The sequence below is a fragment of the Pseudonocardia sp. TMWB2A genome (genome assembly GCF_017312135.1).
Map to the genome: position 1 here is coordinate 5,843,923 of NZ_QKQY01000002.1, position 21,078 is coordinate 5,865,000.

General features: G+C 74.6%; 20 protein-coding genes. 5 read left to right on the plus strand and 15 right to left on the minus strand.

Annotation, left to right across the window (positions count from 1 at the left end):
• Window positions 1-14 precede the first annotated feature (14 nt).
• The gene (locus DMP17_RS41765; RefSeq protein WP_337832418.1) at window positions 15-845 is read left to right on the plus strand and encodes a crotonase/enoyl-CoA hydratase family protein; all 831 of its coding nucleotides are present in this window, start codon (window positions 15-17) and stop codon (window positions 843-845) included.
• 14 nt (window positions 846-859) lie between these two features.
• On the opposite strand, the gene DMP17_RS41770 is transcribed toward DMP17_RS41765, so the two are convergent.
• Complete coding sequence (locus DMP17_RS41770; RefSeq protein ID WP_073576326.1) at window positions 860-1,366, minus strand: DUF6912 family protein; 507 nt, start codon at window positions 1,364-1,366, stop codon at window positions 860-862.
• Between the two features lie 22 nt (window positions 1,367-1,388).
• Complete coding sequence (locus DMP17_RS41775) at window positions 1,389-2,825, minus strand: WS/DGAT/MGAT family O-acyltransferase (RefSeq protein WP_226349981.1); 1,437 nt, start codon at window positions 2,823-2,825, stop codon at window positions 1,389-1,391.
• Here DMP17_RS41775 and DMP17_RS41780 point away from each other — a divergent pair.
• The 3 genes from DMP17_RS41780 to DMP17_RS41790 are packed head-to-tail and all read left to right on the plus strand — an operon-like array spanning window position 2,824 to window position 5,192.
• The gene (locus DMP17_RS41780; RefSeq protein ID WP_226349980.1) at window positions 2,824-3,618 is read left to right on the plus strand and encodes a TrmH family RNA methyltransferase; all 795 of its coding nucleotides are present in this window, start codon (window positions 2,824-2,826) and stop codon (window positions 3,616-3,618) included. The genes DMP17_RS41775 and DMP17_RS41780 overlap by 2 nt on opposite strands.
• 22 nt (window positions 3,619-3,640) lie before the next feature.
• Window positions 3,641-4,912 carry an alpha-hydroxy acid oxidase gene (locus DMP17_RS41785; RefSeq protein WP_226349979.1) on the plus strand — a complete coding sequence of 424 codons (1,272 nt, stop codon included), beginning with the start codon at window positions 3,641-3,643 and terminating at the stop codon, window positions 4,910-4,912.
• Window positions 4,913-4,931: 19 nt separating this feature from the next.
• Window positions 4,932-5,192: an antitoxin gene (locus DMP17_RS41790; RefSeq protein ID WP_062397522.1), complete on the plus strand. Its 261-nt coding sequence runs from the start codon at window positions 4,932-4,934 to the stop codon at window positions 5,190-5,192.
• Between the two features lie 118 nt (window positions 5,193-5,310).
• Here DMP17_RS41790 and DMP17_RS41795 read toward each other — a convergent pair whose 3' ends face one another.
• The 4 genes from DMP17_RS41795 to DMP17_RS41810 form a co-directional block, all read right to left on the minus strand.
• Window positions 5,311-5,715, minus strand: coding sequence for an HAD-IA family hydrolase (locus DMP17_RS41795; RefSeq protein ID WP_226349978.1), 405 nt, complete (start codon window positions 5,713-5,715; stop codon window positions 5,311-5,313).
• Window positions 5,716-5,798: 83 nt separating this feature from the next.
• Window positions 5,799-6,563, minus strand: a complete 765-nt coding sequence (locus DMP17_RS41800; RefSeq protein WP_178376074.1) for an ABC transporter permease — start codon at window positions 6,561-6,563, stop codon at window positions 5,799-5,801.
• Window positions 6,560-7,546, minus strand: a complete 987-nt coding sequence (locus DMP17_RS41805; protein ID WP_226349977.1) for an ABC transporter ATP-binding protein — start codon at window positions 7,544-7,546, stop codon at window positions 6,560-6,562. The genes DMP17_RS41800 and DMP17_RS41805 overlap by 4 nt, the downstream gene beginning before the upstream one ends.
• A gap of 16 nt (window positions 7,547-7,562) precedes the next feature.
• Window positions 7,563-8,066 carry a MarR family winged helix-turn-helix transcriptional regulator gene (locus DMP17_RS41810; RefSeq protein ID WP_337832419.1) on the minus strand — a complete coding sequence of 168 codons (504 nt, stop codon included), beginning with the start codon at window positions 8,064-8,066 and terminating at the stop codon, window positions 7,563-7,565.
• A 271-nt stretch (window positions 8,067-8,337) separates the two neighbouring features.
• Between DMP17_RS41810 and DMP17_RS41815 the strand changes: the two genes are divergently transcribed.
• Entirely contained in the window at window positions 8,338-8,964 is a 627-nt protein-coding gene (locus tag DMP17_RS41815) for an Rv3235 family protein (protein ID WP_226368241.1), read from the plus strand.
• A gap of 163 nt (window positions 8,965-9,127) precedes the next feature.
• Here the strand turns inward: DMP17_RS41815 and secA are convergent, their stop codons facing one another.
• The 9 genes from secA to ahcY all read right to left on the minus strand — a co-directional run bounded on the left by secA (window position 9,128) and on the right by ahcY (window position 20,968).
• A complete protein-coding gene (gene secA, locus DMP17_RS41820; RefSeq protein ID WP_337832420.1) occupies window positions 9,128-11,953 on the minus strand; it encodes a preprotein translocase subunit SecA in 2,826 nt (941 codons plus the stop codon).
• A gap of 211 nt (window positions 11,954-12,164) precedes the next feature.
• On the minus strand, window positions 12,165-12,824 hold the full coding sequence (hpf, locus tag DMP17_RS41825) for a ribosome hibernation-promoting factor, HPF/YfiA family (protein ID WP_062397537.1): 660 nt from the start codon (window positions 12,822-12,824) through the stop codon (window positions 12,165-12,167).
• A gap of 320 nt (window positions 12,825-13,144) precedes the next feature.
• A complete protein-coding gene (locus DMP17_RS41830; RefSeq protein ID WP_226349973.1) occupies window positions 13,145-13,879 on the minus strand; it encodes a ComF family protein in 735 nt (244 codons plus the stop codon).
• Between the two features lie 117 nt (window positions 13,880-13,996).
• Window positions 13,997-15,721: an LpqB family beta-propeller domain-containing protein gene (locus DMP17_RS41835; protein WP_226349972.1), complete on the minus strand. Its 1,725-nt coding sequence runs from the start codon at window positions 15,719-15,721 to the stop codon at window positions 13,997-13,999.
• Entirely contained in the window at window positions 15,718-17,502 is a 1,785-nt protein-coding gene (mtrB, locus tag DMP17_RS41840) for an MtrAB system histidine kinase MtrB (protein ID WP_374203644.1), read from the minus strand. The genes DMP17_RS41835 and mtrB overlap by 4 nt, the downstream gene beginning before the upstream one ends.
• A 28-nt stretch (window positions 17,503-17,530) precedes the next feature.
• Window positions 17,531-18,208 (minus strand): MtrAB system response regulator MtrA, encoded by a 678-nt coding sequence (gene mtrA, locus DMP17_RS41845; RefSeq protein ID WP_020622190.1) that lies wholly within the window; start codon window positions 18,206-18,208, stop codon window positions 17,531-17,533.
• 25 nt (window positions 18,209-18,233) lie between these two features.
• On the minus strand, window positions 18,234-18,878 hold the full coding sequence (locus tag DMP17_RS41850; protein WP_226349971.1) for a dTMP kinase: 645 nt from the start codon (window positions 18,876-18,878) through the stop codon (window positions 18,234-18,236).
• A gap of 16 nt (window positions 18,879-18,894) precedes the next feature.
• A complete protein-coding gene (locus tag DMP17_RS41855; RefSeq protein WP_337832421.1) occupies window positions 18,895-19,374 on the minus strand; it encodes an NUDIX hydrolase in 480 nt (159 codons plus the stop codon).
• 106 nt (window positions 19,375-19,480) lie between these two features.
• On the minus strand, window positions 19,481-20,968 hold the full coding sequence (gene ahcY / locus DMP17_RS41860) for an adenosylhomocysteinase (RefSeq protein WP_226349969.1): 1,488 nt from the start codon (window positions 20,966-20,968) through the stop codon (window positions 19,481-19,483).
• Window positions 20,969-21,078: the final 110 nt, after the last annotated feature.

The following is a 21,078-nucleotide window of genomic DNA, read 5'->3' on the forward strand; positions in this document are numbered from 1 at the left end:
TTACGGTCCGGTGCATGAGCGAGCGTGTCCGGACCACCGTGGACGACGGCGTCGCCGAGGTGCGGCTCATCCGCCCGGAGCGCCGCAACGCCCTCGACGTCGCCCAGTTCACCGCGATCGTGCACGCCGCGGAGGCGCTGCGCGACCGCACGGACGTCCGCGCGGTGGTCCTCTCGGCGGACGGGCCGGACTTCTGCGCCGGGCTGGACCGCGACATGTTCCGCGCGATGCGCTCCGGGGAGCGGCTCTCGGCCACCGCCGAGCTGCCCCCGCCGCGCGACGGCTCCCCGGCGCACGCGACCGGGCAGCGCGCCGCGTACGTCTGGGCCGAGCTGGACGTGCCGGTGGTCGCCGCCGTGCAGGGGCACGCGCTGGGCGGCGGGCTGCAGATCGCGCTGGGGGCGGACCTGCGGATCGTCGCCCCCACCGCGACGCTGTCGGTGCTGGAGATCGTGTGGGGCCTGGTGCCCGACATGGGCGGCACGCTGCTGCTGCCGCAGCTGGTCGGGCGCGACGTCGCCCGCGACCTGACCTTCACCGGGCGCACGGTGTCCGGCACCGAGGCCGTCGCGCTGGGGCTCGCGACCCGCACCGCCGAGGACCCGCGGGCGGCCGCGCTGGCGACCGCGCACGAGATCGCCGCCCGCAACCCGCACGCCGTGCGTGCGGCGAAGCGGCTGCTCGCGGCGCCCCGCCCACCCGCCGAGCAGCTCGCCGCCGAGCAGGCCGAGATCGGTGCGCTGATCGCGAGCCCGAACCAGCGCGAGGCGGTGACCGCGCGGCTGGAGGGGCGGGACCCGGTGTTCGCCGACCCCGCACCGGGGCCTCCGGCCGGGACGGGCTGACCGCCCGCCGGGGCTCAGCCCAGCTCGACGAGGAACGGCAGCTCGGTGCCGTCGTACCAGGCCAGCTCGTGGTCCTCGGCCTCGCCGACGAGGAACTCGGCGTCCATGTCGCCCAGGTCGGCCTTGTCGACCGCACCGGCCGCCTCCCGGACGGCGTGCTCGGCCTCCGGCAGGTCCACGTGCACGGCGGCGATCTTCGACACCGGCACCGGGCCGGTCACCCGGACCGCGCCGTCGTCGAGGTCGGGGCGCAGGGTGACGTCGTCGGTGTCGGCGGACACGACGACCCGGCGGGCGGGGGTGTCGTCCTCGCCCAGCCCGAACTCGACCGAGAGCAGCCGCAGCGACGCCCGCGCCGCCTCGTTCATCGCGGCGTACTCGAGCTCCTCGTCGTCGCCCGCGGTGTAGGACTCGCGCAGCTTCGGGGTGAGTGCGAACGCGGTGCCGCCCAGCGGCTCGAAGTTCCCGGTCTTCACCGTGCGGGCCAGCATCGGCCAGGTCGCGGGGAGGTAGATCCTCAACGGTCCTCTCCTCTGACGGGGGTCATCCCGTCTGTCGCAGTGTCTCGAGGAGCTCCTCGAGTGACTCGTCCACCATCCCGGCGAGCACGTCCAGGTCGCCCATGGCGTCCCTGTCCCCGTTCAGCCCGTAGTACACACCACCGTCGTAGCTGGTCAGGCCGATGGAGACGGCCTGGCCCTTCGCCAGCGGCACCACCGGGAACATCTCCAGCATCCGCGCCCCGGCCGCGTAGAGCGGGAACTGCGGGCCGGGCACGTTGGTCACGACCAGGTTGAAGAAGTGCCGGGCCATGCCGTTCGCGGCGCGGGCGCCGACGGCGTGCAGGGTCGGCGGGGCGAACCCGCCGATCCGGACCAGCGTGTCGGCACCGACGGCGTCGCCGGTGTCGGTGTGCTCGCGCATCTGGTGCGTGACCTGGTGCAGCCGCACCAGCGGGCTCGGCTCGCCGACGGGCAGGTCCACCAGGAACGACGCGACCCGGTTCCCGAGCGACCCGCCGGTGGCCGAGCTGGGCACGTCGCCCTCGCCACGCACCGACAGCGGCACCAGCGCCCGCACCGACGACGACCCGGCGACCGGCTCGCCGCGCGACATCAGCCAGGTGCGCAGGGCACCGGCGATGACGGCGAGCACCACGTCGTTGACGTCGCAGCCGTAGGCGGCGCGGACCTTGCGGTAGTCCTCCAGGTCGGTGCGGGCCATCGCGAACCGGCGCTGGGTGGAGATCTCGGCGTTCAGCGGGAGCCCGGGCGCGCGGCGGCCCGCGGTGCGGGCCATGTTCAGGACCTTGCCCGCGGCCCCGGCGAGCTTGCCGACGGTGGCCAGCGCGTCGCCCGCGGCGACCCGGACGTTGTCCACGATCTCGGTGGGGCGGGTGACGGCCTCGGAGATCGCGTCGAGCACGAGCTGGCCGTCGGTCGGCTCCGGGCGCGGCATCCACAGCTCGTCCGGGGTGTCCCGCGGCTCGGCGGACACGTCCAGGATGACCTGGCCGATGTCGATGGCGGAGATGCCGTCGACCATGGCCTGGTGGGTCTTGGTGAGGATCGCGACCCGTCCGCCGTCAGCGGACCCGGCCGGGGCGAGGCCCTCGATGAGGTACATCTCCCACAGCGGGCGGGTGTGGTCCAGCGGGCGCGACATCAGGCGCCCGACCAGCTCGGTCAGCTGCTCCTCGCTGCCCGGACGGGGCAGTGCGGAGCGGCGCACGTGGTAGGCGATGTCGAACTCGGGGTCGTCGACCCACACCGGGCGCGCGAGGTTGCCCGGGACGTGGCGGACCTTCTGCCGGTAGCGCGGCACCAGCGCGATGCGCTGCTCGATGAGCTCGACCAGCCGGTCGTAGTCGAAGCCGTCGTCGGGGCGGTCGAACACGGCGACCCCGCCGACGTGCATCGGTGTGGTCGCCTCCTCCAGGTACAGGAAGGACGCGTCGAGTGCGGAGAGCCGGGACGGCATGGCCGCGATCCTACGTGCGACGCTTCTCCCCGTGAGCGATGCAGGTGCGGTCTCCCCGAAGGACCGGTTCATCACGGTCTACGGCCGCAAGCCCGTCCTGGAGGCGCTGGCCGACCCCGACCTGGAGGTCGACAAGGTCGTGCTGGCCGACACGGTGCGCGGGGGCGGCGAGCGCGAGATCACCGCGGCCGCCCGCGGCCGCGGCGTGCCGGTGCAGCGCGCGACCGCGCAGCGGGTGAAGGTGCTGGCCGGCAACGGGCGCCACGACCAGGGCGTGCTGGCCGACGTCGTCGCCCCGCGGATGTCGCCGCTGGAGCACTTCCTGTCCGACCTGGGCACCCGGCGGCCGGCGTCGGTGCTGGTGCTCGACGCCGTCACCAACCCGTCGAACGTCGGGATGATCCTGCGCAGCGCGACGGCCGCCGGTCTGGACGGCGTGCTGCTGCCCCGCCGCGGGGTGCCCGCCATCGACCCGCTGGTGATCAAGGCCTCGGCCGGGGTGGCCTTCGCCGCGCCGGTGCTGCGCTGCGCCACCGCCGCCGAGGGCGTCGACCTCATGCACGCGGCCGGGTTCGGGGTGTTCGGGCTCGACGCCGGCGGCGACTCGCTGCTGGAGGCGTCGCTCCCGCCCCGGGTCGCGCTGGTGCTGGGCAACGAGACCGACGGCCTGACCGAGGACGTCCGTTCCCGGCTCGACGGGATCCTCTCGCTGCCGATGTACGGCGGGGTGGAGTCGCTCAACGTCGCCTCCGCCGGAGCCGTCGCCGCCTACGAGCTGCTGCGCCGACGCTGACCGGTCACCTAGTGTCGGGGCGATGGTGCGCCGTCGCATTCCCCGCCCGTCCGAGCTGGCGCCGCTGCTGCGGCCGGCCCCGTTCACCCTGGACCGCACGGCGGCCCGGCTCGCCCGCGCCTCGAGCATCGGTGATCTGCGCGAGCTCGCCCGGCGACGCGCGCCGCGGGCGGTGTTCGACTACACCGACGGGGCCGCCGAGGACGAGGTGAGCCTGCGCCGGGCCCGCGAGGTGTGGGCCTCGGTGGAGTTCTCGCCGACCGTGCTCACCGACGTCTCGCGGGTGGACACCGGCCGGGAGATCCTGGGCGGGCGCTCGTCGCTGCCGTTCGCGCTGGCCCCGACCGGCTTCACGCGGATGATGCACACCGAGGGCGAGCGCGCGGTCGCCGCCGTCGCCGCGCGGGCCGGCATCCCCTACGCGCTCTCGACGATGGGCTCGACGACGATCGAGGGCGTCGCCGAGGCCGGGCGCGGCGGGCGGCACTGGTTCCAGCTCTACCTGTGGCGCGACCGCTCGGTCGCCCACGAGCTCGTCTCCCGGGCGCGGGAGGCCGGCTACGACACGCTGCTGCTCACCGTGGACACCCCGGTCGGCGGCAACCGGCGCCGCGACGCCCGCAACGGCCTGTCCATCCCGCCCGCGCTGTCGCTGCGGACCTTCGTCGACGGCGCCCGCCACCCCCGCTGGTGGTTCGACCTGCTCACCACCGAGCCGCTGACGTTCGAGTCGCTCGCCGCGGGCGGCGGCAGCCCCTACGAGGTGATCAACCGGGTGTTCGACCCGGCGCTGACCCTCGACGACGTCACCTGGCTGCGCGGGGCCTGGCCCGGGAAGCTGGTGGTCAAGGGTGTCCAGTCGGTCACCGACGCCCGCCGCGTCGCCGACGCGGGCGCCGACGGCGTGCTGCTGTCCAACCACGGCGGACGGCAGCTGGACCGGGCCCCGGTGCCCGCCGAGCTGATCCAGCCGGTGGTGCAGGAGCTCGGCGACGACGCGGAGGTCCTGGTGGACACCGGGATCACCCACGGCGGCGACGTCGTCGCCGCCGTCGCGCTCGGCGCCCGCGCGGCGCTGGTGGGCCGCGCCTACCTGTACGGGCTGATGGCCGGTGGCGAGGCCGGGGTGTCCCGCGCGGTGGAGATCCTGCGCGCCGAGGTGGAGCGGACGATGCAGCTGCTCGGCGTCACCCGGGTGGACGACCTCCGCCCGGAGCACGCCCGGCTCCGCTCGGCGACCGGCGGCCACCATCACCCGAACGAGCGACGGCCCGGCACTGCGCCCCGGCGCTGACGGGGCCAGCATGGGGCGCATGAGTTTCCTGGACAAGGCCAAGGAACTGCTCGGCAAGCACGACGACAAGGTCGACCAGGCCCTGAACAAGGTCGGCGACGCGGCCAAGCAGAAGTACGGTCACGACGGTCAGATCGACACCGCGACCAAGTTCGCCCGGGAGCGGACCGGTGCCGGTGACACCGCCGCGCCGCCGCCCCCCGGACAGCCGGGTCCGGACGGCCAGGCCCCGCCGCCGCCCGCGCCCGGGCAGGCCCCGCCGCCGCCCCCGCAGCAGTAAGCAGGGCACGACCGGTCCGGCCACCGCCGGGCTGCCCACGAGGCGCCGTCCGCACGCTGCGGGCGGCGCCTCCGCATGTCCGGGGTGTCCCGGCGGCGCCGCGGGCCGCCCCGGGGGCTCAGCCGCGGGCGGGCACCCCGAGGAGGACCTCCAGCTCGCCGAGGGTGGTCGCGGCACCGGTGTGGTGCACCCCGACCGCCCCGGCCGCGGCGGCGCCCCGCACGCACGCCCCCATGTCGTCGACGACGACGCAGTCCCCCGCGGGCAGGCCCAGCTCCGCCGCGGCGGCGGCGAAGGAGTCCGGGCTCGGCTTGCGGGCCCCGCGGACCGCACCGAGCAGCACCGTGCCGAACGCCGCGGCGACCTCGTCGGGCACCGCGTGCGCGCCGGAGAACAGCGCGGTGCGGATCCCCGCGGCCGCGGCGCGACGGGCGTAGGCGAGCAGCAGGGACCCGTCGGCGGGGTCGTCGAGCACCCCGCCGTAGTCGACGATCAGGCCACGCAGGGTCCGGGTGTCCGCCACCCGGCCGACGGTACCGAGTGTCGCCGCCTCCCGGGGCTCCGCCGCGGCTCGGTGCTGCCGCTCCGCCGCTCGACCGCCGCGGCTCAGTCGAGGGCCCGGCGCAGGAAGCCGCGGATCCCCAGCAGGGTGAACAGCACGATCGCCGCCACCGGGACGAGCACGCACACCCACAGCGGGATGTGCGGGACCTGCGGCACCAGCGACGCGCGGATCCCCTCGCTGACGTAGGTCAGCGGGTTCACCGCCGACAGCACCTGGAACCAGCGCAGGTCGGCCAGGGTGAGCCACGGGTACTGCACCGAGCCGGTGAACAGCAGCGGCGTGAAGATCACCGCGAACAGGATGTTGATCCGCCGCGGCGGCACCGCGGTGCCGATGGTGAGCCCCATCGCCGCACCGAGCAGGCTCCCGAGCACCACCATCAGCAGCGCGGGGGCCAGCCCCTCGGCAGGCCACCGGATGTCGATCATCGCGAAACCGATGGGCACCATCAGCAGGCTGGCGAGCAGGCCGCGCAGCCCCGCGAAGGCGATCTTCTCGACGGCGACGGCCCACACCGGCATCGGCGCGAGCAGCCGATCGTCGATCTCCCGGGTCCAGGACAGCTCGAACACCAGCGGCAGCGTCACCGCCTGCAGCGCGCCGAACATCGCGTTCAGCGCGATCAGCCCGGGCAGCATGATCTGCCCGTACTCGGGTGACACGAAGCCGCCGCGGCCGAGGACCACGACGAACACCAGCAGGAAGAAGAACGGCTGCACCAGCGTCTGGGCGAGGAACGAGGGCAGCTCCCGGCCGGTGACGAACAGGTCGCGGCGCAGCACCGCCAGGAAGGCACGCCCGGTCATCGCAGGTCCCTGCCCGTCAGGTCGATGAACACGTCCTCCAGCGTCGCCTGCCCCAGGCTGACGTCGCGCACCGTGGCGCCGTGCCGCCCGAGCAGGTCGACGGCCGGTGCCAGCAGCGCCGCCGGCTCCGCGGTGACCGACAGCCGGAACGCCGACACGGTGCCGTTCTCCCCCGGGCCGCGGCCCGGCGGGGTCTCGGCACGCGCGACACCGCCCAGCCCGGCCAGCGCCGCGCGCAGCGTCTCCGCCGCACCGGGCCCGTGGTCGGCGACGATCTCCACGGTCGCGCTGCCCGGCAGCGACCGGACCAGCGCATCCGGGGTGTCCAGCGCGAGCAGCCGCCCGTGGTCGACGATCCCGATCCGGTCCGACAGCTTGTGCGCCTCGTCCATGTCGTGGGTGGTGAGCACGACGGTCACGCCCTCGTCGCGCAGCCCGCTGATCTGGTCGTGGACGAACAGCCGGGCCTGCGGGTCCAGGCCGGTCGAGGGCTCGTCGAGGAACAGCACCTCCGGGGAGTGCATGAGCCCGCGGGCGATCATGACGCGCTGCGCCTGGCCGCCGGACAGGTCGTCGGCGACGGCCTTCGCCTTGTCGGTCAGCCCCATCCGCTCCAGCAGCTCGTCGGCGCGGCGGTTGCGCTCCGCCCGCCCGACGCCGTGGTAGGCGGCGTGGAAGACCAGGTTGTCGCGGACGCCGAGGGACCGGTCCAGGTTCTGGCGCTGCGGGACGACGGCCAGCTTCGCGCAGACGGCGACGGCGTCGGCGCGCACGTCGAGCCCGGCGACCCGGGCCGTGCCCGAGGTCGGCACCACGCGGGTCGTGAGCACGCCGACGGTCGTGGTCTTCCCGGCGCCGTTGGGCCCGAGCAACCCGAACACCTCGCCCTCGGCCACCGAGAACGACAGGCCGTCGACGGCGTTGCCCTTCGCCTTCGGGTACCGCTTCACCAGGTCGACCACCTCGACCGCGGTCCGTCCCATCGCACTCCCCCGCCGATCACGTCACGTCGGACCGATCCTGCTCCAGGTCGGCGATCACCGCGAGCAGGTAAGCGCGGACGGCGTCGTCGAGCCCGTCCCCCGGCTCCCGCAGCCACGGTCCGCGCCCGTCGGGGCGGGCGGCGCGCCACCGCTCCCGCCCGGCGTCGGTGAGCGCGACGAGCCGGACCCGCCGGTCCGCCGGGTCCCCGCGGCGGACCACCAGGCCCGCCGTCTCCAGCGCGTCGACGACCGGGGTCAGGCTGGTCGGGGCGACCCGGACCCGGGCGGCGAGCTCGCGCTGGGCCAGTCCGCCGCACCGCTCCAGCACGTCGAGGACGGCGAACCCGGTGACGCCGAGGCCGTGGCCCCCGGTCCGCCGCCGGCGTTCGGCGAGCACCGCCGCCCCGGCCCGGACGACGAGGTCGGCCAGCGACTCCGCGGGCCCGTCCACCGGGTCGGGAGCGGCGACGAGACGGGGCGGGGTGAGGTCGATGCGTCCCGGTGGGTGGGGTGCGGGCATCGCGGGAGGGTAGGACGCGGCGGGGCCCGGCGGGGGCGGTCGGGCGGGGCCGGTCGCGTTCGTGAACACCGGCTCCCACCGGGCGGCGGGTCACGAGCGCGGCGCCGTACCGCTCGTATCCGCGGCTCCGTCGGGGCACCGGAGCACGCCGGCCGGACGTGCGCCCTCGGATCGTGCGGCACCGGATCGTGCGGCACCGGACGATCCGGTGGCGGATCCGGGCCGGCCCCCGTCGCGGCCACCGGGGCCGTCGCAGTCTGGCGCGGTGACCATGACGACGACCGACACCGCCCCGGCGGAGGGTGCCTCCGGCCCGCGGACCGACACCGCCCCCGGGAGCGGCTCCGGGCCGCTCCGGGTCCAGGCCCCCGCCGACGTGCCCGAACCGCTCGCACCGGGGGTCGTCGTCGTCCTGCCCGGTGGGTTCCGGATGTCCTCCGGACCGGCGCCCGCACCGCGGGAGGCGGTCCGCCCTGTCCCGGTGCCGACGGTGCCCGAGGACGTCTCCCCGGCCGACGTCGAGCGGGTCCGGGTCCCGGCCGCCGGGATCGTCCGGCTGGTGACCGAGGTGCTCGCGGGGCGCCGCCCGCCGGACGGGGTCGCCGCCGTCACCACCCCGGCGGTGCGCCGCTACCTGACCGCGGCCCGGATCGTGCACCCGGCGCGCCCGTCCCGTGGCCGGTCGGGCCCCGGAGGACGGGTCGGTGCCCCCGGCTGCGGGAGCCCGAACGGCTCGACCGCGCGCCGGGCGCCGCGGGTGCACATCGGCCTGCCCCGGCCGGACGTGGCCGAGGTCTGCGCGACCGTCACCGTCGCCGGGCGGGTGCGGGCCCTGGCGCTGCGGCTGGACCGGGCTCCGGACGGCCGGTGGCTCGCCACCGCCGTCCGGCTCGTGTGAGGCGCGACGCGGCCGAGCCCGGCCGGGTGCGGATCCCCGTCGCAGCGGGACCTGCTGCGTGCCCCGGCTCGTGCGGGGCGTCGCGACCACGGGAACCGGCACGACCGCGACCGCGGGAACCGGCGCCGCCGGCGGGAGACCCCCGCCGGGCGGCGCCCGGAGCTCAGCGCCGCCGGCGGGCCTTCTCCGCACGGCGCCGCTCGGCGCGGTTGACGCCGTCGTCGCCGTTCGGGGACGCCCCGTTGCCGCGGGCCGGGACCTGGTGGCGACCGGTACGCCCGGTGCCCGGGGCCGCCGCCCCGCCCTCGCCGCGACGCGCGACCCCGCCGTCCTCGCCCGGGCCGCTGTACTGCAGGTTCTGCGGCGGGCTGGTGCGGAACAGGTTCGGCAGGACCACGGTGGACTCGGCGGGGTCCTCGGCCGGGACCCGGCGCACGACCGGGATCTCGGTCGTCTCCGGCTCGGCCTCCTGGACGGGGGCGGCCGGCTGCTGCACCTGGACGACGACGTTGAACAGGTGCCCGATCGTCTCCTCCTTGATGCCCTCGAGCATCGCGGCGAACATGTCGAAGCCCTCGCGCTGGTACTCGATCACCGGGTCGCGCTGGGCCATGGCCCGTAGCCCGATGCCCTCCTTGAGGTAGTCCATCTCGTAGAGGTGCTCGCGCCACTTGCGGTCGATGACCTGCATCAGGACCTGGCGCTCGAGCTCGCGCATGCCGCCCTGCGGGCCGATGAGCGCGTCGATCTCGGCCTCGCGCCGGCCGTAGGCGGTCTCGGCGTCGGCGAGGATGACCCGCTCGAGCTCCTCGGCCGACAGGTCGTCGATGTCGTCGGCGACGGTGCGCCAGTCGAGCTGGATCGGGTACAGACCCTTGACCGCCGTCCACAGCTTCTCGAGGTCCCAGTCCTCGGAGTAGCCCTCGGCGGTGGCGCCGACGACGTAGGCGTGGATCACGTCCTCGAGCATGTTGCGGGTCTGACGCTGCACGTCCTCTCCGTCGAGGACCCGGCGGCGCTCGTCGTAGATGACCTTGCGCTGCTGGTTGAGCACCTCGTCGTACTTGAGGACGTTCTTGCGGATCTCGAAGTTCTGCTGCTCGACCTGGGTCTGCGCGCTGCGGATCGCGCGGGTGACCATCCCGGCCTCGATCGGCACGTCGTCCGGCAGGTTGAACCGGTTCATGATCGACTCGACGACCTGGCCGTTGAAGCGGCGCATCAGCTCGTCGCCGAGGGACAGGTAGAAGCGGGACTCGCCCGGGTCGCCCTGACGGCCGGACCGGCCGCGCAGCTGGTTGTCGATGCGGCGGGACTCGTGGCGCTCGGTGCCGAGCACGTAGAGCCCGCCCGCGGCGCGGACCTCGTCGGCCTCGGCCTTGACCTGCTTGCGCATGCGGTCGAGCACCGCGTCCCACGCGGCCTCGTACTGCTCACGGGTCTCGACCGGGTCGAGGCCCTGGCTGCGCAGCTCCAGGTCGGCGAGGAACTCGGGGTTGCCGCCGAGCATGATGTCGGTACCGCGACCGGCCATGTTCGTGGCGACGGTGACGGCGCCCGCGTGCCCGGCCTGGGCGATGATCTGCGCCTCACGCGCGTGGTTCTTCGCGTTGAGCACCTCGTGCGGCACACCGCGGCGCAGCAGCAGCTTCGCCAGGTACTCGGACTTCTCGACGCTCGTCGTGCCGATCAGGACCGGCTGGCCCTTCTCGTGCTTCTCGGCGATGTCGTCGGCGACCGCCTCGAACTTCGCGGGCTCGGTCTTGTAGATCAGGTCGGCCTGGTCGGCGCGCACCCGCGGCCGGTTCGGCGGGATCGAGACGACCGACATCTTGTAGATCTCGTGGAGCTCGGCGGCCTCGGTCTGGGCCGTACCGGTCATGCCGGCGAGCTTGTCGTAGAGCCGGAAGAAGTTCTGCAGCGTGATCGTCGCCAGGGTCTGGTTCTCCGGCTTGATCTCGACGCCTTCCTTGGCCTCGATCGCCTGGTGCATGCCCTCGTTGTAGCGACGACCGGCGAGCACACGGCCGGTGAACTCGTCGACGATCAGGACCTCACCGTCGTTGACGATGTAGTCCTTGTCCTTCTTGAACAGCTCCTTGGCCTTGACCGCGTTGTTCAGGTAGCCGACCAGCGGGGTGTTCGCGGACTCGTAGAGGTTGTCGATGCCGAGCTGGTCCTCGATCAGCGCGACACCCTCCTCGGTGATGCCGACGGTGCGCTTGCGCTCGTCGACCTCGTAGTGGATGTCCTTGGACAGCATCGGCGCGAGCCGCGCGAACTCCTGGTACCAGCGGGCGCTCTGCTCGGCCGGGCCGGAGATGATCAGCGGCGTGCGGGCCTCGTCGATGAGGATCGAGTCCGCCTCGTCGACGATGGCGAAGTTGTGCCCGCGCTGGACCATGTCGGCGGTGTTCCACGCCATGTTGTCGCGCAGGTAGTCGAAGCCGAACTCGTTGTTCGTGCCGTAGGTGACGTCGCAGGCGTACTGCTCGCGGCGCTGCGCCGGGGTCATCTCCGACAGGATCACGCCGACGGTGAGACCGAGCCAGCGGTGGATGCGGCCCATGGTCTCGGAGTCGCGCTTGGCGAGGTAGTCGTTCGTGGTGACCACGTGCACGCCGTCGCCGGGCAGCGCGTTGAGGTAGACGGCCAGCGTCGAGGTCAGGGTCTTGCCCTCACCGGTGCCCATCTCCGACACGTTGCCCATGTGCAGGGAGCCGGCGCCCATCAGCTGCACGGTGAACGGGCGCTGGCCCAGCGTGCGCTGGGCGGCCTCGCGCACCGTGGCGAAGGCCTCGGGCAGCAGGTCGTCGAGGGACTCGCCGTCGGCGTGGCGACGGCGGAACTCGTCGGTCTTGGCGCGCAGCTGCGTGTCGGTGAGGCCCTCGAAATCGGGCTCCAGTCCGTCGATGTGCGCGGCGATCTTCGCGAGCCGCTTCACCAGCTTGGTCTCGCCGGCCCGGAGGAGTCGACTCAGGAAGGGCACTGCCGACCTCATTCACGTCGCGGTCAGGACACGGGGCCTCCCACCACGGTCTCCGCGCCGCGACCCGGTGCCGCGGGCGGCACCGGCACGGCACCGCCGCCGCACGGCGGGCCGACCCCGTCGTCCATGGTACGGGCACCGGCGACGGTGGCCCGCGCCGCGGCGGGGAGGCGTTCCCCGCCGCGGCCCGGGCACCGTCGGGCGCGGGTGGTCAGCCGTCGAGCCGGATCACGCCGTAGTCGTAGCCGCGGCGGCGGTAGACGACCGAGGCACGGCCGGTCTCGCTGCAGGCGAACATGTAGAAGTCGTGGCCGACGAGCTCCATCCGTGACAGCGCCTCGTCGACGCTCATGGGTGTGGCCGGGTGGGACTTCTCGCGGACGATGCGCCCGGGCCGGTACTCGGCCTCCCACTGCTGCTCGAGGCGGACCAGCTCGTCGTCGGTCAGGGACTCGTCGTGGCTGCGCGGTGCGGGGATGGTGTCGGTGACGGGAGGGGCCGCTTCCATCAGCGCGACGGCCGAGGCGTCGGCGGCGGCGCGGGAGGCGGCCACGCGGTCGCGGCGGCTGGGCTTGCGGCGGTCGTGGGAGCGGCGCAGCCGTTCGGCGAGCTTGCCGACGGCCATGTCGAGTGCGGCGTAGAAGTCGGCGGCGGAGGCCTCGGCGCGGGCGACGGCTCCGCAGCCGCCGCGCCCGGTGATCTCGACGCGCTGGCAGGACTTCTGCTGACGGCGGTTCGGCTCGTGGAAGAGCTCCACCTCCATTCCGACGATCTTGTGGTCGTGGCGTTCCAGGCGGCTGAGCTTGTCCTGGACCAGGCCACGGAAGTGCTCCGGCACCTCGACGTTCCGGCCGGTGACGACGATCTCCACTCGAACATCCCTCGCTTCAGTCGTGCTGAACCCGGGACCCGACGACGGCCCCGGGGGGTGGGCTCGCGGTCGTTCCTCCTGATGTGGTAGTGGTCGGAGTTCAGCCGACGTTATCGGGAAATCCGCCTCCGGGACAGGTCGTTCGCCGACCCGTCGGGTGGACACCCTGGCGCCATCGGACGCGGTGTGCGACGACCCCGCGGCACCCGGGTGACCCGTCGCCCCCGGGGCGGCGCGCTCACCTCCGGATCGCGTTCCCGGGGACCACTGTGGACGGCGGACGGGGAGACCGGCGGACCCGCCGGATCGTGTGACCGCTGTCACAGGCGACCGTCAGGTCGGCGCCGGCGGGCCGAGGCGTCGGCGAGCACCACGGCGCCCACGGCGGGCAGTCCGGATGCGGCGAGCACCGCCCCACAGGCCCGCAGCGTCGCCCCGGAGGTCACGACGTCGTCGACCAGCAGCACCGCCTCCCCCGGGGCCGCAGGCACCGGCTCTCGGCCGCGGGCCGGGTGCAGCGCCGAGGCCAGGTTCGCCGCCCGGCCCGCGCCGTCGAGCCCCACCGAGTCCCGGGCGCGGCGGTGCAGGGCCAGGACCGCGTCGGTGCGGGCCGGCAGCCCGGCCGCGGTCAGCAGCGGCGCCAGCGCCCGGCACAGCCGCAGCACGTGGTCGCCGCCGCGCACCCGGGCCGCCGACGGCCGGGACGGGGCGGGCACCAGGCGCACCGCGGCCGGGTCCGGCGTCCCGTCGGCCCGCGGCGCGAGCACCGCCGACACCGGGCCGACCAGCAGCCCGGCCAGGTCCGGTGCCAGATCCCGCCGGCCGCGCTCCTTGTAGGCCAGCACGGCCCGGCGCAGCGGCCCGCGGTAGCGCCCGGCCGCCGCGACCCGGCCGGCGCCGGCCACCCGGACCGGCACCGGGCCCGCCGTGTCCTGCGCGCAGGCCGGGCACCAGCCCCCGCTGCCGGGCGGCCCGGCACCGCAGCCCCCGCAGGTCCGGGGCAGGAGGAGGTCCAGCAGGGCGGCGGCCGGGGACGGGGCTCGGGTCGGGGTCACGGCACCGATACTCGCCCCCGGCACCGTCGCCGCGGCCCTGCCGGAGCCCGCCCGGGCCGGGTTGTCCACAACCGCCGGAGTTGTCCACAGGCCGGGGATCCGGCCACCGGGACGCGCTCAGCCGGGGTAGAACGGCTGTGCGGCCGCTCCGGTCCCGCCCGCCTGCTGCCAGGCGTCGAACTCGCCGCCGGAGTAGCTCCACAGGCCGGTCCGGTCGGTCACGTACAGCGGGCGCCCCTCGGCGGCGGCCAGCGCCCCCAGCGGCGCGGTCAGGTTCGTGCCGGGGATCTGGTCCAGGCGCAGACCGTCCGCGCTCACCTCGGACATGGGGCGGTCCGAGTCCGACGCGACCACGATCCGGTCCGCGGAGTGCCAGTCGATCGACACCACGTCGTCGAGGTCCCCGGGGCGCAGGCGCCGCAGCGGCCCGACGGCGACCTCGCCGTCGTCGAGCGGGACGATCGGGCCGACGAGCAGCGCACCGTCGGCGACGACGGCGATCCGGCCGCCCTCACGCGCCAGCGCGATGTCCCCGATCCGGCCGAGCGGCGTCAGCCTGCCCGCGTCCACCGCGCCCTCGACCGGCGGTCCGGACGGCGGGACGAGGACCCGGCGCAGCCTGCCGTTCACGACCGCCCAGATCTCGTCTCCCGCCCCGTTCCAGCTCAGCGAGCGGACGTCGGCGCCGGACACCGGGGTGGCGGTGAGCTCCCCGCCCAGCGGGCCGGTGAGCAGCCGCTGGGTGCCCGTCGACTCCCGGGACACGACGGCGATCCGCCCGCTGCGCGCGGACGCGGCGGCCTCGGTGATGTCGAACGAGCCGTTCCCGGCCTGCCCGGCGACCGGTGCCGCCACACCGGTCGCGCCGAGCTGGCGGACCCGGCCGCCGTCGACGACGTAGGGGAACGCGGGAGCACGGCCGGGGCCGGCGACGAGGTCGGCCTGGTCCGCGGCCGACACCGTCGGCGTGCCGGGGACCAGCGGTCCGCCGTCGGCCAGCAGCTCCACCCGCGGCACGCCCACCCCGCCGAGGGTCTGCGCGACCTGCGCGGCGAGCAGCCCCCGGTCCTGCGGGGACAGCCCCGACACCCCGGTCAGCTCGATCGACGCGGTGCCCGCCGCGGGATCGGTGGTGGCCGAGCGGATCCGCGCGGTCGCCGGGAACATCGTCACCGCGGCCCCGGCCAGGCCGGTGGACGGCCCGCGCAGCAGCACGTCGACGGCGTCCATCGCGAGCTCACCGGGACGCCCGCTGCGGATGTAGTGCCCGTCGGGCAGCAGCATCCGGCGGACCGGGTCGACGAACCAGGCCTGCAGCTCGCGGTAGTGCGAGCGGAAGTCCGACAGCCGGACCATCACCCCGGGCGGCGGCCGGTCGATCCGCCAGTGCTCGCCCTCCCGGACGACGCCGACGTCGACCTCGACCCGCTGCGGGGAGGACTCGAACGCCCCGCCCGGCCCGACCGTGCCCAGCCGGGTGCCCCGCACCCGCACCGTCACCCGGTCCGGGCCCGGTGTGCCGTTGTCCGGGGACACGACGGTGTCGAACCGCTCGTCCAGGACGGTCAGCGACGCCGCGTCGTCCCAGTCCGACGCCGACGCCGACAGGTAGCGGCGGGCCTGCGCGTGCCGGTCGTCGGGCGAGCCGGAACGGTAGACGAACCCGCGGACCAGGCCGAGCGGCTCGTCGTCCTCGATCGGGCCGCTCAGGTTCTGCTCGGCCGCCTGCTCGCCCTGGCGCAGCACCTGCACGTCGGACTGCTGGGGCACCGTCGCGCACCCGGCGACGACGGCGGCGGCGACCGTCACGACCAGCGCCGCCAGCGCACGCCGGGCGGTCACCGGTCGCCGCCCGGGTCGATGATGGCGCGCTCGGCGGGCTGCATCGGCGCGTGCTCCTCGGGGCGCAGCCGCCACAGGTCCTCCTCGCGCAGGTCGCGGCCGATCCCCTGCGGCGGGGTCGGCACCGAGCTGCCGTTGCGCCGGTCCCCGGCCGCGGCGGCGGGCGGGCCGAGCGGCAGCGGCGAGGCGGTGATGTGCCCGCCCACCTCGCGCGGCAGGGTCAGCCGGAACGCCGAGCCGTTGCCCGGCTCGCCCCAGGCCTGCAGCCAGCCGCCGTGCAGCCGGGCGTCCTCGATGCTGATCGACAGCCCGAGCCCGGTGCCGCCGCTGCGCCGGGCCCGCGACTCCTCGGCCCGCCAGAACCGGTTGAACACCAGGTCGGCCTCGCCGGGCCGCAGCCCGACGCCGTGGTCGCGCACGACGACGGCGACCGCGGCGTCGTCGCCGGCCACCGTCACCTCCACCGGGCGGCCCTCGCCGTGGTCGATCGCGTTCGCGACGAGGTTGCGCACGATGCGCTCCACCCGGCGCGGGTCGGCCTCGATCAGCTCGCCCGCCGGCAGATCCAGGACGAGGTCGGTGCCGGCGTCGGCGGCGATGCCGCGCACCGCGTCGGACGCCCGCCGCACCACCGCGGACAGGTCGACCCGTTCGGCACCCAGCTCGGCCACGCCGGCGTCGAGACGGGAGATCTCCAGCAGGTCGGCGAGCAGCTCCTCGAACCGGTCGAGCTCGGTGACCAGCAGCTCGGAGCTGCGGCGCAGCGCCGGGAGCAGCTCGTCACGGGAGGCGTAGAGGACGTCGGCGGCCATCCGCACGGTGGTCAGCGGCGTGCGCAGCTCGTGGCTGACGTCGGAGGTGAACCGCCGCTGCAGCGCCCCGAACTCCTCGAGCTGGGCGATCTGCGCGGCGAGGCTGCCCGCCATCTCGTTGTAGGACTCGGCGAGCCGGGCGACCTCGTCCTCGCCGCGCACGGCCATCCGCTCGTCGAGGTGTCCCCCGGCGAAGCGTTCGGCGACGTCGGCGGCGTGCCGGATCGGGCGGACCACCTGCCGGGTGACGAGGCTGGCGATCGCGGCCAGCAGCACCAGCAGCACCAGCCCGCCGACGATCAGCGTGCTCTGCACCAGCCCGAGGGTCAGCTGCTCGCCGTTGAGCGGGAACAGAAGGTAGAACTGCAGCTCCCGGCCCGCAGTGGCGATCTTCTGCCCGATGACGAGGTTCGGGACCCCGTCGACGGTCGTGTACTGGCGGTTCAGGCTGTCCAGCGACCCGCGGGCGGTGATGTCCTGCTGGCGCGCGGTGATCTGGCCGACGTCGCCGGCGGACACCTCCGGCCCGTTCGCCGACCCGGTGGTCAGCGCGGCGCTGAACTCCCCGGCCGTCCCGGCCCGGCCGGGGCCGGTGGTGTCGGTCAGCCGCTCCAGGGCGGTGTCCAGGGTCTCCTGCACGCCCTCGCGGTCCGGGTCGACGCTCGCCAGCTGCCCCTCCAGGACCTGCCGGTTCGCGTCCGACTGGGAGATCGCGGCGTCGAGCTTGCTCTGCAGCAGCCGTTCGGCGATCTCGCTCTGCAGCACCAGACCGAGCACCAGCACGACCGCCGACGACAGCGCCAGCGTCGAGGTGACCACCCGCAGCTGCAGCGACCGCCGCCACGCCGCGGCGATGAGCACGCCCAGCTCGTGGGCCTGCACCCGCAGCGGGCCCAGCGCGCGGGCGACCCGCCGGGCGCCGGGCAGCCGGGCCAGCCGGGTGCGGAGTCCGCGGCGCCGCGTCACCACGGCCGGTGCACCACCCGCGGCGCGCCGGTCACGGAGGACCGGCCTTGTACCCCACCCCGCGGACGGTCAGGACCACCTCGGGGCGCTCCGGGTCGCGCTCGACCTTCGACCGGAGACGCTGCACGTGCACGTTCACCAGACGGGTGTCCGCGGCGTGCCGGTAGCCCCACACCTGCTCGAGCAGGACCTCGCGGGTGAACACCTGGCGCGGCTTGCGGGCCAGCGCGACGAGCAGGTCGAACTCGAGCGGGGTCAGCGCGATCGGCCGGCCCTCCCGGGTGACCTGGTGCGCGGGCACGTCGATGTCGATCTCGCCGATGGACAGCTGCTCGGCGGGCTCGGCGTCGTTGCGGCGGACCCGGGCCCGGATCCGCGCGACGAGCTCCTTGGGCTTGAACGGCTTCACGACGTAGTCGTCGGCGCCGGACTCCAGCCCGAGCACGACGTCGACGGTGTCGCTCTTGGCCGTCAGCATGACGATCGGGACGCCGGACTCCGCCCGGATCGCCCGGCACACGTCGATGCCGTTCATGCCGGGCAGCATCAGGTCGAGCAGCACCACGTCCGGCTGGGTGTCCCGGACGGCGGGCAGTGCCCGCGTCCCGTCGGACACGACCGCTGTCTCGAAGCCCTCGCCCCGCAGCACGATGGTGAGCATCTCGGCCAGGGCCGGGTCGTCGTCGACCACCAGTACGCGCGACTTCATGGACGTCACTATCCCAGCCCCGTGATCAGCACCGGTGCAGCAGGGCGGGCACGAGGGCCGACGGTGCCGCGGCGGGGTCGTCGAGCACCGTCCAGCGGCTCAGCCAGGACCGCGCCGCCAGCTCCCGGTAGACGGCGTCGGTGCGGGCCTGCAGGCCGTCGTCGCTCTCGTAGGCGTCGCGGGCGCGGCCGGGCTCGGTGGCCGCGCGCGACCTCGCCCGCTCCGCGGCGACCTCCCGGGGCGGTGCCAGCAGCAGCTGGTGGCCGGGCACCGGGATGCCGAACCGGTCGATCTCCAGCGCCCGGACCCAGCCGACGACCTCGCCGTCGGCGTCCTGGCCGAGCCGGGCGGCGCTGTAGGCGGCGTTGGAGGCGACGTAGCGGTCCACGAGCACGACGTCGTGCGCGGCGAGCGCCGCACGCAGCCCGGCCGCGGCGGCCCGGCGGTCGAGCGCGAACAGCACCGCCATCGCGTGCACCGAGGAGGCGAGGTCGCCCATCCGGCCGTAGAGCGCGTCGCGGGCCAGCTCGGCGTGCACGTCGTCGTCGTAGCGGGGGAAGGCCGTCGTGGTGACCGAGGCGCCGTGTGCGCGCAGCTCGGCGACGAGCCCCGTGGTGAACGTGTGCTTGCCCGCACCGTCCAGTCCCTCGACGACCACCAGTTCCCCCACGGCGGTCGAGCGTAGGTCAGGCGCCCAGCGCCGAGACGGTGGGCCAGGTCGTCGCGAAGCCCGGGTGCAGGTCCAGCTCACCGAGCCGGTCGGTGCGCACCCAGCGCAGCTCGGTGCTCTCGTGCCCGCGCACCGCGACCGGCGGCGCGTCCGCGGCCCGGACGACGACGGTGGTGTAGCTCCAGCCGCCGTGGTCGTCGACGAACTCCTCCACCGGCGCCAGCCCGGCGACGGCGAGGGTGCTCTCCTCGGCCGCCTCGCGCAGCGCCGCGCGCACCGCGGACTCCCCCCGGTCCCGGGCACCGCCGGGGATCCCCCAGGTGCCGCCGTGGTGGCTCCAGGACGCCCGGTGCTGCAGCAGCACCCGGTCGACGCCCGCCGGGTCGGCGTCGTCGCGGTGGCGCACGAGCAGCCCGGCCGCGCCGAACAGGCCCCAGTGCCGGTGACCCCGGGCGCAGTGCACCCAGCCGTCACCCGACCCGATCTCGATCGTCATCCCGACGGTGACCCCCTGGTACGCCGACGGCGCGGCGCCCCGGAAGGGACCCCCGCGCCGTCGGACGGAGAACGCGGTACCGATGCGCGATCCGCGGGCTACTCGCTCAGTAGCGGTAGTGCTCCGGCTTGTACGGACCCTCGACGTCCACGCCGATGTACTCGGCCTGGTCCTTGGTGAGCTTGGTCAGCTCGCCACCGAGGGCCTGCACGTGGATCCGCGCGACCTTCTCGTCCAGGTGCTTCGGCAGCCGGTAGACGTCCTTGTTGTACTCCTCGTGCTTGGTGAACAGCTCGATCTGGGCGATCACCTGGTTCGAGAAGCTGTTGGACATCACGAACGACGGGTGGCCGGTCGCGTTGCCCAGGTTCATCAGGCGGCCCTCGGACAGCACGATGACCGAGTGCCCGTCCGGGAAGATCCACTCGTCGACCTGGGGCTTGATGTTGATCTTCTTGATGCCCTCGACGCGGGACAGGCCCGCCATGTCGATCTCGTTGTCGAAGTGACCGACGTTGGCGACGATCGCCTGGTGCTTGGCCCGCTTGAGCAGGTCGACCGTCAGGATGTCCTTGTTGCCGGTCGCCGTGACGATGATGTCGGCCTGCTCGATGACCTGGTCCAGGGTCGCGACCTGGTGGCCCTCCAGCAGCGCCTGCAGCGCGCAGATCGGGTCGACCTCGGCGACGATGACGCGCGCGCCCTGGCCCGCGAGGGCCTCGACCGAGCCCTTGCCGGTGTCGCCGTAGGCGGCCACGACGGCCACCTTGCCGCCGAGCAGCACGTCGGTGGCCCGGTTGAGGCCGTCGACCAGCGAGTGGCGGATGCCGTACTTGTTGTCGAACTTCGACTTGGTGACCGAGTCGTTGACGTTGATCGCCGGGAAGAGCAGCTCGCCGCGCTCGGCCAGCTGGTACAGCCGGTTGACGCCGGTGGTGGTCTCCTCGGTGACGCCGCGGATGTCGGAGTTGATCGTCGTCCAGCGCTGCGGGTCCTCGGCGAGGCTGCGGCGCAGGGTGTCGAACACGACCCGCTCCTCGTCGGAGACCGAAAGGTCGTCGTCGTCGAAGCTCGGCACGACGCCGGTCTTCTCGAACTCGACGCCCTTGTGCACGAGCAGGGTGGCGTCGCCGCCGTCGTCGAGGATCATGTTCGGGCCGACGACGTTGCCGTCGGCGTCACGGAACTTGAACAGCTGCTCGGTGCACCACCAGTAGTCCTCCAGCGACTCGCCCTTCCAGGCGAAGACCGGGACGCCCTGGGGGTTCTCCTCGGTGCCGTGCGGACCCACGACGGTCGCGGCGGCCGCGTAGTCCTGGGTGGAGAAGATGTTGCAGGACACCCATCGGACGTCGGCGCCGAGCGCGACGAGGGTCTCGATGAGGACCGCGGTCTGGGTGGTCATGTGCAGCGAGCCGGCGATCCGCGCGCCGGTCAGCGGCTTGGACTCCCCGTACTCACGGCGCAGGTCGATCAGGCCCGGCATCTCGTTCTCGGCGAGCCGGATGTCCTTGCGGCCGTACTCCGCCTCGGAGATGTCGGCGATCGCGAAGTCCAGGCCGCCGGCGTGCTGCAGCTTCGGGTGATCGGTCATGGGGTGGGTGCGCCTCCTCAGGCGTAAGAGTCGTACTCGTCGGCACGACGGGTGCGGTCCGACCGGGAGGAGGAGCGGCGTACACGGGTCACGGCGTCCTCCCTCCTCGT

Excerpts from the sequence above, each read along its gene's own strand:
- DMP17_RS41765 (WP_337832418.1), top strand. The coding sequence starts at position 15 with ATGAGCGAGCGTGTCCGGACCACCGTGGACGACGGCGTCGCCGAGGTG.
- DMP17_RS41815 (WP_226368241.1), top strand. The coding sequence starts at position 8,338 with ATGACGACGACCGACACCGCCCCGGCGGAGGGTGCCTCCGGCCCGCGG.
- DMP17_RS41810 (WP_337832419.1), bottom strand. The coding sequence starts at position 8,066 with ATGCCCGCACCCCACCCACCGGGACGCATCGACCTCACCCCGCCCCGT.
- DMP17_RS41790 (WP_062397522.1), top strand. The coding sequence starts at position 4,932 with ATGAGTTTCCTGGACAAGGCCAAGGAACTGCTCGGCAAGCACGACGAC.
- DMP17_RS41800 (WP_178376074.1), bottom strand. The coding sequence starts at position 6,563 with ATGACCGGGCGTGCCTTCCTGGCGGTGCTGCGCCGCGACCTGTTCGTC.
- mtrA (WP_020622190.1), bottom strand. The coding sequence starts at position 18,208 with ATGAAGTCGCGCGTACTGGTGGTCGACGACGACCCGGCCCTGGCCGAG.
- DMP17_RS41855 (WP_337832421.1), bottom strand. The coding sequence starts at position 19,374 with ATGACGATCGAGATCGGGTCGGGTGACGGCTGGGTGCACTGCGCCCGG.
- DMP17_RS41775 (WP_226349981.1), bottom strand. The coding sequence starts at position 2,825 with ATGCCGTCCCGGCTCTCCGCACTCGACGCGTCCTTCCTGTACCTGGAG.
- DMP17_RS41780 (WP_226349980.1), top strand. The coding sequence starts at position 2,824 with ATGGCCGCGATCCTACGTGCGACGCTTCTCCCCGTGAGCGATGCAGGT.
- ahcY (WP_226349969.1), bottom strand. The coding sequence starts at position 20,968 with ATGACCGATCACCCGAAGCTGCAGCACGCCGGCGGCCTGGACTTCGCG.
- DMP17_RS41805 (WP_226349977.1), bottom strand. The coding sequence starts at position 7,546 with ATGGGACGGACCGCGGTCGAGGTGGTCGACCTGGTGAAGCGGTACCCG.
- DMP17_RS41785 (WP_226349979.1), top strand. The coding sequence starts at position 3,641 with ATGGTGCGCCGTCGCATTCCCCGCCCGTCCGAGCTGGCGCCGCTGCTG.